13 protein-coding genes and 1 pseudogene are annotated in these 13,684 nt (G+C 57.1%); 11 read left to right on the forward strand and 3 right to left on the reverse strand.

The features are described 5' to 3' along the window. On the forward strand, window positions 1–149 hold a 149-nt coding region (locus tag IVB12_RS11425; protein ID WP_247298953.1), incomplete at its 5' end, for a transposase domain-containing protein. Window positions 150–680: 531 nt separating this feature from the next. On the opposite strand, the gene IVB12_RS11430 is transcribed toward IVB12_RS11425, so the two are convergent. Together IVB12_RS11430 and IVB12_RS11435 are read right to left on the reverse strand one after the other, a co-directional pair. Beyond that, window positions 681–1,691 carry a succinylglutamate desuccinylase/aspartoacylase family protein gene (locus tag IVB12_RS11430; protein ID WP_247298907.1) on the reverse strand — a complete coding sequence of 337 codons (1,011 nt, stop codon included), beginning with the start codon at window positions 1,689–1,691 and terminating at the stop codon, window positions 681–683. Window positions 1,692–1,808: 117 nt separating this feature from the next. Next, entirely contained in the window at window positions 1,809–2,381 is a 573-nt protein-coding gene (locus IVB12_RS11435; protein ID WP_247298909.1) for a hypothetical protein, read from the reverse strand. A gap of 185 nt (window positions 2,382–2,566) precedes the next feature. Between IVB12_RS11435 and IVB12_RS11440 the strand changes: the two genes are divergently transcribed. The 7 genes and pseudogenes from IVB12_RS11440 to IVB12_RS11470 all read left to right on the forward strand — a co-directional run bounded on the left by IVB12_RS11440 (window position 2,567) and on the right by IVB12_RS11470 (window position 9,011). Beyond that, on the forward strand, window positions 2,567–3,193 hold the full coding sequence (locus tag IVB12_RS11440) for a septation protein IspZ (protein WP_247298911.1): 627 nt from the start codon (window positions 2,567–2,569) through the stop codon (window positions 3,191–3,193). 126 nt (window positions 3,194–3,319) lie between these two features. Then, the gene (locus tag IVB12_RS11445; RefSeq protein WP_247298913.1) at window positions 3,320–3,955 is read left to right on the forward strand and encodes a tyrosine-type recombinase/integrase; all 636 of its coding nucleotides are present in this window, start codon (window positions 3,320–3,322) and stop codon (window positions 3,953–3,955) included. A 183-nt stretch (window positions 3,956–4,138) separates the two neighbouring features. Next, entirely contained in the window at window positions 4,139–4,585 is a 447-nt protein-coding gene (locus tag IVB12_RS11450; protein ID WP_247298916.1) for a GNAT family N-acetyltransferase, read from the forward strand. 267 nt (window positions 4,586–4,852) lie between these two features. Continuing rightward, the gene (locus IVB12_RS11455; protein ID WP_247298917.1) at window positions 4,853–5,839 is read left to right on the forward strand and encodes a cysteine synthase A; all 987 of its coding nucleotides are present in this window, start codon (window positions 4,853–4,855) and stop codon (window positions 5,837–5,839) included. A 204-nt stretch (window positions 5,840–6,043) separates the two neighbouring features. Then, window positions 6,044–6,883: a methyltransferase domain-containing protein gene (locus IVB12_RS11460; protein WP_247298920.1), complete on the forward strand. Its 840-nt coding sequence runs from the start codon at window positions 6,044–6,046 to the stop codon at window positions 6,881–6,883. Window positions 6,884–7,029: 146 nt separating this feature from the next. Beyond that, window positions 7,030–8,381 (forward strand): annotated as a pseudogene (locus IVB12_RS11465) (IS1182 family transposase). 135 nt (window positions 8,382–8,516) lie between these two features. Then, complete coding sequence (locus IVB12_RS11470; protein WP_247298922.1) at window positions 8,517–9,011, forward strand: GNAT family N-acetyltransferase; 495 nt, start codon at window positions 8,517–8,519, stop codon at window positions 9,009–9,011. 56 nt (window positions 9,012–9,067) lie between these two features. On the opposite strand, the gene IVB12_RS11475 is transcribed toward IVB12_RS11470, so the two are convergent. Beyond that, window positions 9,068–9,568 carry a GNAT family N-acetyltransferase gene (locus IVB12_RS11475; protein ID WP_247298924.1) on the reverse strand — a complete coding sequence of 167 codons (501 nt, stop codon included), beginning with the start codon at window positions 9,566–9,568 and terminating at the stop codon, window positions 9,068–9,070. A gap of 351 nt (window positions 9,569–9,919) precedes the next feature. Between IVB12_RS11475 and IVB12_RS11480 the strand changes: the two genes are divergently transcribed. The 3 genes from IVB12_RS11480 to IVB12_RS11490 all read left to right on the forward strand — a co-directional run bounded on the left by IVB12_RS11480 (window position 9,920) and on the right by IVB12_RS11490 (window position 13,633). Then, window positions 9,920–10,438 (forward strand): GNAT family N-acetyltransferase, encoded by a 519-nt coding sequence (locus tag IVB12_RS11480; protein ID WP_247298926.1) that lies wholly within the window; start codon window positions 9,920–9,922, stop codon window positions 10,436–10,438. Between the two features lie 229 nt (window positions 10,439–10,667). Beyond that, on the forward strand, window positions 10,668–10,970 hold the full coding sequence (locus IVB12_RS11485) for a hypothetical protein (protein ID WP_247298929.1): 303 nt from the start codon (window positions 10,668–10,670) through the stop codon (window positions 10,968–10,970). A 719-nt stretch (window positions 10,971–11,689) separates the two neighbouring features. Beyond that, complete coding sequence (locus IVB12_RS11490; protein WP_247298931.1) at window positions 11,690–13,633, forward strand: serine hydrolase domain-containing protein; 1,944 nt, start codon at window positions 11,690–11,692, stop codon at window positions 13,631–13,633. The last annotated feature ends 51 nt before the right edge of the window (window positions 13,634–13,684 follow it).

The raw sequence follows: 13,684 nt of genomic DNA on the forward strand, positions 1-13,684 counted from the left end.
CGATAGTCGCTACCTGCAAGCTCAACAGCGTCAACCCGGCTGCCTACATCGCTGAAACACTCGAGGCGATCATCGACGGTCATCCCCATAGCAAGATCGCTGATCTCATGCCGTGGCGATTCCGCAAAACGCCAAGCCAGCCTCAATAGGGTCACGGCTAAGCGCTTACCGCGAAGGGGCAATAGGAGACATCTCAAGAAATCGGAAGCCGCATTAACGAGTAGTGCCTGTCTCTTTGATGAAGGCGTCCCACTCCGCATTGATTGTGGTCCGAAATAGGCCGAGAGGGGTCGCGCCCACGCTTTCGACGTCGGCGGATGGGGCACACATTCGGGCGAAGTAGTCGGCGGCGCTGCTTGCCCGAACTCCGGCTGCTTGGGCCTCGGCAGCATGCGTCCGGACACAGGATTTGAGATTGGAAATGACTTGTCTAAGCTGTTCGTTTTGCGCTGTTTGCGCAGACGCCAGCAGCGGGACAAATGCGAACAGCAGTGTGATTGCGGCTTTCAACGGACCGATCCACATTTGGACACGTCACAATGGGAGTGCGTCTTTGAGGCTAAAATGCGAGCGGCGTCCGCTGCGCGAGCGGCTGCCCGTAGTCGCCTTCGGGCCAACAAGAGACATGGCCCGAAGTAAGATCAGCTCGTGTTTGACGTCTAATCGCCGGAAGCAGAATCTTAGGCTGGTGGCAACGATGCGGCCCCGGGCACAGCCACTAATCGCCCCAGCCGCACGGCCGTCAATCCAGCCCAAAGGCGCTGCGATGGCATGATTGCGATGCAATTGTCGTGTGGTGTTACGACGGGCTCGCTGCCGTCGTAACCAACCAACGTACCAGCGTCCTTGATGATTTCACCACCGCGTAGTGGCAAAGCGAACACGAACTCGTTCTTGATAGTCACCGGCATCGTAATCTCAACGAAGCGTGTTGCCTCTTCTGGCAACGCCACTACTCGGCCGCTGACGTAGCCGCTAGGCAGCATCGAGAACCGATCGAATATACGCAGACAGGCGGCGTAGGCCACGTCGGCGCTGGAAGCGGCCCAATGCTGCCCGCATTCGAGAAGCAGTGCAGTCCTCGTCGAACTCGGATCATTGAACTCCCCGAAGTCGCGCATGCGCGCTCCTTGCGCGTGCCCTTTGTCGATAACGACGAGGTCGGCAAGACCCACGGCGCGAGCCAGCTTTCTGCTTTTTTCAAGTGGTCCGGCGAGAACGAGTGGCTCGTTTTGATGCTGAGTCGAATGCAGGTCCAGTAAGAAGTCCGCCTCTTTCAACAGCGGCAAAAGCTCGGCGGCGCGGTGAACGTCAGCGCTCCGGGACGGTCGTTGCGCGAGTATCTCAGGAGCCCAGACTCGGTTCATGTCTTCGTCGACCCATCGACTCGCACGGGGGGCAGAAGGTGTGAACTTTGCATAAGCGTCAACGTTGACGAAGGCGAGCGTTACGCAGCCTCTAGACGGTCGGAAACCACCAGTCAAAAGCCGGTCTAGAGCAATCGCTCCGCACGGCTCATTGCCGTGCACAAGCGCGGTAAGTAGCAAATGCGGCCCTGGCGCTGCCGCTTCCAACCGATGAACGTAGGGGATGCCGATATTTCCGTTGCACCAACGTCCGATGTCGGGAGCAGCGATCTCGACTGGATATTCGAGAATCTGTTGCTTTTGATCGCGCTTTGCTGAGCTCATGCAACTCTTGGCTTGAATTGAGGGTCAGAAGTCATTTCTAGTGAGATAGTTCGCAGATAGCAACTTCGCAGCAAGCAGTAATTTTGGCTGCTATGGGTCAAAAGTGGGCCTCGCACGCTATTTAGTTTCAGATCGAGAACGTGGCTCTGCTGGGGCGATCGGTACTATGGCGTGCGTCCGAAATATCTCTTCGAGCTCGTGCCAGTCCCTCAGCACAGTACGATAAATCCATCGATAGTAGTGCTTCTGACTTACAATCTTGATCACGCGCTCTCGATCTATGAACCGAGAAGTCGCCTCAATCTCCAGCCAGTTCACAAGCAGGTGTAAATACGTTGAGTATTCGTTGTTTGCGCCTTCCGGAAATCCCACTGGCGTGTCCGGATAACGTTGCTTCAATTGGGTTATAACTGGCGCGGTCTCGCCCGCGCAGTCCAGTCCGACCAGATACCAATGCATCTGCTCATGCAGATACTCGCAGAGAATGGCCTCGGGATCGCACAATGCTGTGTTGAGCGTCAGGACCGGGTGACTGTGTGGGATTTCGGTCGGAGCAACACGGAGATGGTCAGTGTATTCAAAACGACGAACATCGTGCTGCTCCCGAAGGCGCTTTACGCATTCGACAATTTTCTCGGCTCTGGCTTGCGCCATCGTCAGGTCAATTGAATACCTAAAATGATCGACCATATCCCGCCCCTGAGTTGCTGTACTTGCCGACTTCTATCTCAGGTCATTTGCATTGCAACCGCGACTTTGTCTGCAAAGGGGCCAAAAGACGACGGCCCAGCAATGCACTTGTGACGAGTGCCATTGATATGTAGCCACCTATGGTGATATAGGACGACTTGCCGTGGCGCCAACCGGGGTTTGCGATGAAGGACTTCCTTAGGGCGGCCAAATTGTTGCTTCTCGACTTGGCCTCGACGTTCTTCTTCCTCGTCTTGTTCTATTTGACGCACAACTTGATGCTTTCGGTTTGCCTGGGCGTTGCACTGGGCCTCACTCAGATTGGTCTACAGTTCGCTCGGCGAAAGCCAATCGATAGGATGGAGTGGCTTAGTCTGTTCCTGGTTGTCGCTACGGGTTCAGTTACGCTCCTTACTGACGACCCCCGCTTTGTTCTTATGAAGCCCAGCATGATCTATGTGATTGTCGGAATCGCGATGCTTAAGCCCGGATGGATGAATCGCTATTTGCCAGCGATTGCGAAGGCAGTCGCATCCGATGTCGCTGTAATTGTTGGCTTCTGCTGGGCTGGTCTAATGTTCGTATCCGCGGCACTGAATGTGTTTGTCGCGCTCGTTTGGAGCGTACCCGTCTGGGCAATGGTCATGCCAGCCTTTAAGATCGGCAGCAAAGTCATTCTCTTCGTCGTTGGTTTTGCAGCCATTCGAGTGACTGTTCGGCGTCGCCTGCGTGCGATGCCTCCAAACGAGCGTGAGGCTTTGCTGGCTTCGACGGGACTGCTGTATGAACCGCCGCTTGTAAAGTCTGCTTAGGGTCAAATTGCGACCTCTAACCTATCGAATTGGGCCTAAGTACGCCTTCAGTCGTCCGAAAGCCGCCGTAGGTTCAGAAGGTGGCAGGTTCGAAAGTGATCGGCCTCACCAACTGAGGAGGTCATCATGACCGATGTCTCAAATGCCGCAGAGAACGTCCAAAAGCGCGTCCCATGGAACAAGGGTAAGATCGTTGGCGCTAAGCCGCCACTTCGGCCGAAGCACGTTTGGTCTATCCGGACGAAGCTCCAGGTTGAGGGACGAATTCGTGATCTGGCGTTGTTCAACATCGCAATCGACAGCAAGCTTCGTGGCTGCGACGTGGTGGGCCTGAAAGTCGATGACGTGGCATCAAGCGGGTATGCGGCCGATAGAGCAAGCGTCCGACAGAAGAAAACTGGACGGCCGGTCAAGTTCGAACTTACAGAGTCTACCCGCCAAGCCATCGATGACTACCTGAGGGCAACCGACAAGAAGCCTGGCGATCGCCTGTTCACCGGCCGCAGAGGCCCTGGGTGCAGCCTGACCACTCGGCAATATGCGCGTCTATTATCGGGCTGGCTGGCCGGTATAGGGTTGGATCCTCACCTGTTCGGAACGCATTCGCTCCGTCGAACAAAAGCGACCCTTATCTATCGGCGCACGGGCAACTTGCGAGCCGTGCAGCTGCTTCTGGGGCACACCAAAATCGAGAGCACCGTCCGATACCTAGGAATTGAAGTCGACGATGCACTTGCAATAGCAGAGCAAGTAGACGTCTGAACCAACTGGGCAGAGCGGACATGCTCTGCCCCTTCCTCGCAGGCGGCTAAGGGCCCAGAAGAAAACATTCACCTCACGTCATTTTTTGAGCCGAAACTGATTTATCCTCGCTGCTGACAGTACCCTGTCAGCAGCGCTTTGCTGACACTACGTAGCACCAGGCCACCAATAAGGATTGGGTCAATGGACAAACCCAGCGTTGTCGTTACAGATACCATCACCGCTGACATGGAGAGTGCTATCGGCGGAGGTCTTGACGCATTCAATGACGAGGTTACTGGGTATGCTGACCGGATCCCCCTGGCGGTCTTGGCCCAACATCCATCCACCGGCGCATTTATGGGGGGAGCGCTCGGCCGATCATCCCTAGGGCTGCTATTTCTTGACCTCTTTTACATACGACCTGAGCACCGGCGTGGGGGTCTCGGAACGATCATTCTGCGAGCTTTCGAGGAGGAGGGAAGACGACGCGGGTGTATTGCTGCCGTGCTGTATACGATCAGCTTTCAAGCACCGGGCTTCTACGCCCGCAATGGATGGCAACGATTCGGCGAAATACCGTGCCTGCCGAAAGGCACAAGCCGCGTGTTCATGTCGAAACAGTTGGCTGCTGTCGCTCCGCTAACCTGATTACCCTTAGCTTACGGCAGCCCCTCGGCCAATGTCCGCTAAAATGCGAAGAACTCAATTGCGCACATCTGGTCCGCCATGCCGGGAGAGCGGACCTCAATTCCGCTAGTGCTTCGTTGATGGGCCACAAGCGGAAATGCCCCTCGGCAATAAATTTGCTCAATGCATGCCCCGAACGACAAAGCCTTTGTCTGAATTGTCAGAACTAGGGAACGTAATTTCCCGTCAAACATCCTAGAGTTGCTGAGACATGGACGTGGGCAGGCGATGAACGGCGTACGAACGGGATTTGTAGATTCCATCGGCAATACGCCATTGATTAGGTTGCGAATGGCCTCGGAGGCCACTGGCTGCGAGATTTACGGCAAGGCTGAATTTCTTAATCCGGGTGGCTCGATCAAGGATCGTGCGGCTCTCGCCATGATCAATGATGCTGAGCAGAGCGGCAAGCTCATGCCCGGCGGTGTCATTGTCGAAGGTACGGCCGGAAATGTTGGCATCGGCATTGCGCTGGTGGCCAATGCGCGCGGTTATCGATGCGTGATCGTGATGCCCGACACGCAAAGCCAAGAGAAGAAGGACATGTTGCGGTTGTGTGGTGCAGACTTGCGACTAGTCCCCGCCGTTCCCTACTCCAACCTCCGTCATTATGCTCGCTATTCCGGCCAATTGGCCGAAGAACTCGGTGCTTTCTGGGCCAACCAATTCGACAATGTTGCCAATCGCGAGGGCCACTACCGCACAACTGGACCTGAGATTTGGGAACAGACAGGCGGAAAAATCGACGGCTTTACTTGTGCCGTTGGCAGCGGCGGGACTTTAGGTGGGGTCGCGCGAGCTTTAAAGGAGCGAAATCCAGCCGTCAGGATTGCGCTCAGCGACCCCATGGGAGCCGCGCTTTATAATTGGTTCACCAACGGCGACCTGACGAGCGAAGGAGAGTCGATCACTGAAGGCATAGGGCAAGTGCGTGTGACAAGGAACCTGGAGGGCACTCCAATTGACGCGGCGTATCGGATCACTGACGAGGAAGCTTTGCCCGTTCTATTCGACTTAATCGAGCATGAAGGACTTGTGCTGGGCGGGTCGAGCGCCATCAACATCGTTGGAGCCATGCGACTAGCTCGCGATCTCGGTCCAGGCAAGACCATCGTGACCATCCTCGCGGATGGCGGGCAGCGCTATCAGTCCAAGCTGTTCAACCCGGACTTTCTGCGTAAGAAAAGTTTGCCCACCCCACGCTGGATGCAATAGCAATCCGCCATCGGGCGACACATCCGCGCGCGCTCCTGCAATGTCTGTTTCTGGTGCCGCCGGACTAACGGCCGGCTGCAAACTTCCGGTCTGCTCCGGCGAACCGACATGCAGCGGCACCCCCATCGGAAGCGACCGTCCCGAGCCGACGTTGGCGCCCGACTGCATCTCGACATTCGCAAACTTTGAAGCGATCATCCCTGAATGACGCCAAATAACCTTCCCGCCTTGATGCAAGACGAAGTACGAGTACGCGCATGGGCAGAGGTCCGTGACCTGTTGGAGTTACAACTCGCTCCGCTTGGTCGCCGCGCTATCTCAGGCCTTGCACCGCGCGCTGGCGAGCGAATCTTGGACATTGGGTGTGGCGGGGGCAAGACTGCTCTGGACCTTGCCCAAGCCGTCGCACCGAACGGCAAAGTCGTCGGCATCGATGTCTCGGCTGCGGTGCTGACTTTTGCGCAGAGCGCCGCAGAACACTGCCAGCGAATCCAGTTCATCCATGCGGACGCTGAGATTTACCCGTTCGAACCGGCCTCATTCGATGCCGCCTTCTCTCGATTTGGGGTGATGTTCTTCGCCGACCTCAGAGCGGCATTCATCAACATCCGTCGTAGCCTCAGGCCCAAAGGGCGCCTCGCCTTCGTCTGTTGGCGCGCACTGCAGGAGAACCCGCTCGACGTCCTGCCGCTCAGGGCTGCGTCGGCCTACCTGCCGCCACAGCCATTCCACGATCCCGACGCGCCCGGCCCATTCTCCTTCGCGAATCCTATCCGCCTGCGCGGTATTCTGGAAAATGCGGGCTTTGCAGAGATCGAGATCACCGCCTTTGACGAGCAGGTCGGGAGCGGCGGTCTAGATGCGATGCTGTCGGTTTGTGCGCGGGTCGGAGCACTGGGTAAGATCCTTCGAGAGAATCCCGAGCTGCGAGCCACAGCTTTACCTGCGGTGCGCGCTGCGCTCGCAGCCTACGACGGACCTGATGGTATCAAACTCAACGCTGCAACTTGGGTCGTTACAGCCCAGGTTCCGGCGGCGTTTTAGCGCCATAAGTCTGCTTTGGGGTCAGAAGCCGCCCTAAGCGGCATCGTCGTGAAGGTCAGCTACGGGCCGATTCTGTTGAAAAAGGCAGCAGTTGCGACTCAGAGATAGCGGTGATTCAGTCTGTCTAATCGGCAGGACTGAAGATCATGATGGGACATCGGCAAGTCGAACAGGCTGCTTTGTTCTACGAGTTTTCGCTCGAGAGGCACGTGCCTTCGGACCACTTGCTTCGCTCGATCGATAGATTTGTCGATCTTGAACAGATTAGGCAGGACCTGGCGCCCTTCTACAGTACGATCGGCCGGCCTTCGATCGATCCCGAGCTGATGATACGGATGCTCCTGATCGGCTATTGCTTCGGTATCCGATCGGAGCGACGTCTGTGCGATGAGGTTCACCTCAATTTGGCTTACCGTTGGTTCTGCCGGCTCGGCTTGGACGGTGCGGTGCCAGATCACTCGACGTTCTCTAAGAATAGACATGGTCGCTTCCGAGAAAGCGATCTCTTCCGTCGCGTGTTCGAGAACGTCTTGCACCGTTGTATCGAGGAGCGGCTGGTCGGCGGTGAAGGATTTGCCGTCGATGCGAGCCTAATCAAGGCCGACGCCAATCGGCAAAAGGGGATTGAAGGCGACAAGGGACTCCCACCGGAGGCCGCAAGCCGAGCGATAAACGAGTACCTGGCCGTCCTCGATGATGCCGCTTTCGGAGCAGCGACCGAGGTCACCCCGAAGTTCGTGTCGCCCGCCGATCCAGCGGCCCGCTGGACGGGCGCGCATGGCGGCCAAGCCTTCTTCGCCTACTCGACAAACTACCTAGTAGACGTCGAGAACGCGGTCATTGTCGACGTCGAGGCAACCACGGCAATCCGGCAGGCGGAGGTGTTGGCTGCCAAGCGCATGATTGAGCGCTCGCTCGAACAGTTCGACCTTTATCCCGCCCGGCTCCTCGGCGACAGCGGCTATGGCTCGGCCGAGATGCTCGGCTGGCTGGTTTACGAGCGCGGGATCGAGCCGCACGTGACCGTGTTCGACAAGTCAGCCCGCGCGGACGGGACCTTTTCGCGCAAGGACTTCACCTACGACCAAACCAGCGACGTCTATACCTGCCCCGGTGGCAAGATGCTGACCACAACCGGAACACTGGTGAACGATGGCGCAACGATGCTCTACCGGGCGAGCAAGCACGATTGCACCGACTGCGGTTTGAAGGCTCGCTGCTGCCCCAAGGACTCGGTCCGCAAAGTGTCTCGCTCGATCTACGAGGCGCTCGCGACATGGCGCGCGAGATAGCACGATCATCGGAGGGGCGTACTTCACGTCGCTTGCGAAAGAAGATCGAGATGCTGTTCGCGCACCTCAAGCGCATTCTCAAGCTCGACCGTTTACGACTACGAGGCCCAAATGGCGCACGTGACGAGTTCACTCTCGCAGCTACCGCGCAGAACCTTCGCAAGATGGCCAAGCTAATCCCGATGCCTATCGCAAGGCCAGCATAGGACCGCTCGATCTCATCCCCAGCTCAACGATTACAAACGGAATACTGCCGGCGTTTTTCAACGGAATCGGCCAAAAGGCGACATAGCAGTGAGCACGCCATTGCCTGGGGACCGGTTCTAGGCCAAAATCACTGGATGCAAATAAGAGATGCTATACCAGAAGATGCGCCCGCTGCCTGCATTGTGTTGAAGCGGTCGATAGCGGAGCTTTGCCAAGCTGACCACCGAAACGACCCTTCCATCCTGGCGCGATGGTTGGGCAATAAGACACATGAGAATTTTTGTGCTTGGGTCAAGCAAACTGATAACTCAGTGCTCGTGGCTGTTGAGAACCAGGAAATCCTAGCGGTCGGATCGGTAACCGATGGTGGAACGATTGGCCTCAACTACGTATCGCCCGATGCGCGGTTTCGGGGAGTTAGCCGCGCCCTTCTGCGGTCGCTGGAAATCCGAGCCGCAGAAAGAGGCAACAATCGGTGCAACTTGACGAGCACCGAAACCGCTCGCCGGTTTTATTTGTCCAACGGCTATGTTGAAAATGGACCGCCAGCCGGTGGATTTGGGACGAGTTCCGGTTATCCAATGACCAAGGCTCTGACCAACTTTGGCCAGCCGAGACCAAAGGGCTAGATCGTCCACAGGGACGACGATGACCGTCACTCGAACGACTGGCGCGGCGCTGTTGTCTATTGTTCCGCTATAAGAGCCATCGAGAGCGTATTCTCATAGTCTCCCTCGATAAGAACCGCTTTTCGGTGTAGCCCTTCCGTCTCGAAGCCAACCCTTTTGTAAAGGGCAATCGCGTTGAAGTTGGCCTCTCGTACTGTCAACTCGATACGCTTAAAGCCAAAAACAAAAGCAGCATGGAGTGCGCGCTCGATGAGCTTACGACCAATTCCATGCCCACGGTACTCCGGCAGCAAGCCCATGCCCAACGTTGCGCAATGAGCGGAGACAGTCCTCCGCAAGTTGGGAAGCACATCACACCAACCGACTACCTGATCATCGACGATAACAACAAACTGAGGCCGTCGTTCTTTGATGTTGTTCAGAACGAAGGACCGCAATTGCTCGAAAGGCGGAGCTTCCATGAACGAAAGAAATCGTCGCTCCCGAGCGACCGCATCCAACGTCGCGCGGAAACCTGAAATATGCTCCTCGGCGATTGGCTTGATTTCATAAATCATGGATGCTCACAGCACGGCTATTTGCAAAGATAGGTCGCCACAAAATAACGGCAGGTTGCCACAAAAAGAAGAACAATCATCGGAATTGACCTCTGGGAGCAGACGCGTCCTCTTAGAAGCCGGATCGAGCCTTCCAGACAGCAGCTTAGGGTCAAAAACAGCGGTCAGCCCATCACTCGAGCGACGTCCGGCTTGCCTCAGACAGCAGACATCGCAGTGGTCCTGGTGGTGTTCAGCTCCGGGCCAACAGGCGACATCGCCTGAGTTGCCTGTTATGAATGGTCAACCGAACGGGGAACCTGGGAATGGTCAAGAAGAAGTCGGTCGCGCCTATCCAGTAGAGAGTTTTCCATGAGCGCTGATGTTGCAATCCGACGCCTAAATTCAAACGATGCAGCGTCCTTCAAGGCTATCCGCCTTGAGGCGCTAAGCGCAAATCCAGAATTGTTACGGAGCACCTTTGAACTAGAGAACGGATTGAGCGTGGTATGGTTCGCGGGCCGCCTTCAAAACGCACACGTCGTAGGCGCATTTCAAAATGGCGAACTTGTTGGGACGGCAGGCTTCTCTATCCAAGAAGGGCAGCCGAATGCGCACAAAGGAAGGTTGTTTGGTATGTACGTTCGACCGTCTTCAAGAAACGTCGGCATCGGGCGGCTGCTGTTGAATTCAGTCTTGGACATAGCTCGCGAGCACGTCGAACTCATCCAGTTGAGTGTCGTCAGAGAAAACCGACCTGCCCGATTGCTTTATGAGAGTGCAGGCTTTCTGGAGTATGGGGTGGAGAATAAGGCCTCAAAGTACGGCAAGAAATATTACGATGAAGCTCTAATGGCTCTCGAGTTTGTGGGACCTGGGAATTTCTCCTAAGGAGAGGAGCCAGAATGGCCAAGCAGAGACCTCTCGACTTAGTGCAGGCGTGGATAGCAGCGCGGAAGGAAAAGGATCTCTATTCCAACACCGCGGTTCACCACCTCCACAGCTTATACCGGACAATAACTGCGTGGTTGCCATCACCTTCGGGGTTGGCCGAGCCCCACGCAGCCTAGTGTTTGGCGGTCGGAGGTTCGTCGCTCAAGCCTCGCAAAGCAGAGACCAAATGTCCAAGATAGAAGTGGCAGAAGACGACATCAATCAAATCTTCGTCGCCCCGGTTGCTCCGGTGGCGCCAAGCGATGGGCAGCTCTGGCGCCAGACCGATATGAGCGCCCAGAAGGTTCTCCAATGGAACGGTACGCGTTGGGTGCAGTATGGCTATTTCCGCGAGGTGACTTCAATAATCCTGCAGGGAGAACAAGAATGTGGCTTCATGGAAGCGCTCGCCTCTGCTCACTGGTTTGCAAAATTGAATGGCTACGAATCCATTTATACGTTCGATGATTCGACCTGGGGGACCGCATAGTCGCACTGAGCATGAAGCGGAATAGATGCGTGGCATTGAGTAAGGTCGGCTTCGGGTCAATCGCGACGGTTTGGCCCGGTTTAGGTTAGGTCCGGTCTACCCCTGACAGGCGACAAACCTCTGTCTCTCATTCGTGAGCTTCGTGACGAGGCCGTCGCGAAGCGGCGGAACCGGGAGGCGAGCGACTGCCTGACGGCATTGAAGCTCCGTCCAATTAAAAAGCAAGCCTAAGCCTAGCGGCGCGGGTACCTGGGCTGTCTCTTGGCCCATCTGCGAAGTTGGGCCCCGTTTGACGAAGATCCGCTCTTCGCGTCAGAGCGTACCGAATTTGCTCAGCGCGAGTTTTTCGCACTTTTTGCCCATCGCGACATATTTCGCTGCCGTTCGAATTCGGCTCCTTGAGGGAGTCGCGCAGAGGTTATCCAGCAAGCGTGGCTGCCGCTTCGGCAGTTGATGCCGTTGGAAAGTCGGCGAAGAGTAGACAAAGGAGCCGGTGCCCCGGCGAACCAATAAGCGGGCGCACTGAATGTTGCCCGCTTATCACTCATTGCCGAGAATAGACTCGACGGCGCTTATCGAAAATGCCCTCCAGCGCGCCTACGGCAGAAGCGGCTATTGCGGCGAAGTAAGCGTTAAGCTACGTTCCCACCTGAGGTTGTCAGCCGGGTTCATCTCTTCCTCTGCTACCCTGCTTCTGCTTCGCTTGAGGGAATTCCGCAGTGAAGATCATACTCGCATCGTGCATGGCCGCGCTTGTACTCTGTCTAACTGGGGCGGCGGTTGCCGACGACTTACAGTCCGTCGGCAACCCCGACAGTCTCGGCTTTTCGGCGCGGCGGCTGGCGCGCATGACCTCCTGGTTCGAGGCGCAGAGTCAAAAAGGCGATCCCTCCGGTTTTGTCGTGGGCATAGCCCGGGGAGGCAAGCTCGCCTACTTGCAAGCCACCGGCTTCGAGGACCACGACAAGAAAACGCCGATGCGGCCGGATTCGATCTTTCGCATCGGATCGATGTCCAAGCAAATCACCAGCGTCGCCACCATGATGCTGGTCGATGACGGCAAGCTCGATCTCGACGCTCCCGTGGCGCAGTATCTGCCGGAGCTGAAGGATATGCAGGTCGTCAAGAAGGATCCGGCCACCGGCGATCCGATCCTTCTGGATCTTGTCCAGAAGGCGTTTGAACCTGCCAAGCGCGCGATGACCATCCGTGACCTTCTGCGCAATACGTCCGGGCTTGTATATGCGGTGCCCGACTACGCCGACCCCGGATTTGGCAATGCGGCGGTACACCTGCTTTACGGCGCGCGGGCGCCGTTCCGGCGCGACAAGCCGATTGCTTCGTTCGTGGCGAGCCTCAGCACACTCCCGCTTCTGCACCAGCCGGGCGAAGTCTGGGAATACGCCATCGGTTATGACGTGCTCGGCCGGGTCATCGAAGTCGTGTCGGGCCAGTCCTTCGATCAGTTTCTTCAAAGCCGCCTCTTCGCGCCGCTGCACATGGTCGATAGCGGCTTCTCGGTATCGCAGGACAAGCTTGCCCGTCTCGTCGCCTTGCCCGGCGCGCAGCCCCAACCGCTCTCGGATGGCGACGTCGGCAAGCCGCAGACGTTCTTCTCGGGCGGCGGAGGCATCGTCTCCACGGTTCCTGATTTTCTGCGCTTCTGCCAGATGCTGCTCAACGGCGGCGAGCTTGACGGCGTGCGCATCCTGAAGCCTGAAACCGTGCGGCTGATGACGACGAACTCGCTGCCGCCCGACATGCACATCGCAGGACACGAGGTCGGCCCGGCTTTCGGAACGGGATGGGGACTCGGCTTCGCTGTTCGCACCGATCCGGACTTCAGCCTCATCCCCGGCGCGGTCGGCAGCTTCAACTGGCAGGGAAGCTGGGGCACGTTCTTCTCGGTCGACCCGGCGCAGAATCTGATCCTCGTCATGATGATGCAGCGAAGCCACTACAGTGAGAACGGATTCTATTTCAATGCCATCCGGCGTCTGCCGTATGCGGCGTTGAAGGTTCCTGAAGCCCCTATTCCCGTCGCGTCGGAGCAAGGAAAGTCCGAAAACCTCGCCGAATATGTGGGGCGCTACGATTTCGGCGGATCGACAAGTTCGCTGGATCGGCAAATTTTGGTCGCCGACGGTAGCGGCTGGATCGGGCTTGAGTCCGCTGCCGCGGAAACAGGCGGGCTTAGGGTGATCAAATTGGCCGACGCAGGCCCCGCCGCGAAGGCGGGCGTCATTGCAGGAGACCTCATCACGGCTGTCGGCGGAGCTTCGATCAGGGGTGTTTCCTTGGAAGCAGCACTTCACCGAATTTCAGGTCCGGCCTATACAGGGATCGAGCTCAAGATCATCCGCCAAAGCCGGAGTGATCCGTTCAACGTCAGCTTTAACCGAGAGGCAGTCCCCGCACACAGCGTCCAGCTTCGAGTCCGTCTCGCGAATGGCCAACTGGTTGTTGAAGCAATAGGCGGCTGGTCGATACTTGATTTTGATAGGGGCCAACTGACGCCCGTGGCGGCTCTTTCGAAAGATGAATTCTACGTCGAGGGCGGCGATCACACGCGGATTGCTTTTACTCGCGACTCTGTTGGCAAGGTCAATGGCGCGGTTCTCAATCGGGGACGATGGGAACAGCGCGGCGCGCTCGCCCAATAGGGCACACTGACGGCCGATGGAGTGGCGGGAGATCGCTGGACCCGTAACCTC

The sequence above is a fragment of the Bradyrhizobium sp. 179 genome (assembly GCF_023073535.1).
Taxonomy (GTDB): domain Bacteria; phylum Pseudomonadota; class Alphaproteobacteria; order Rhizobiales; family Xanthobacteraceae; genus Bradyrhizobium.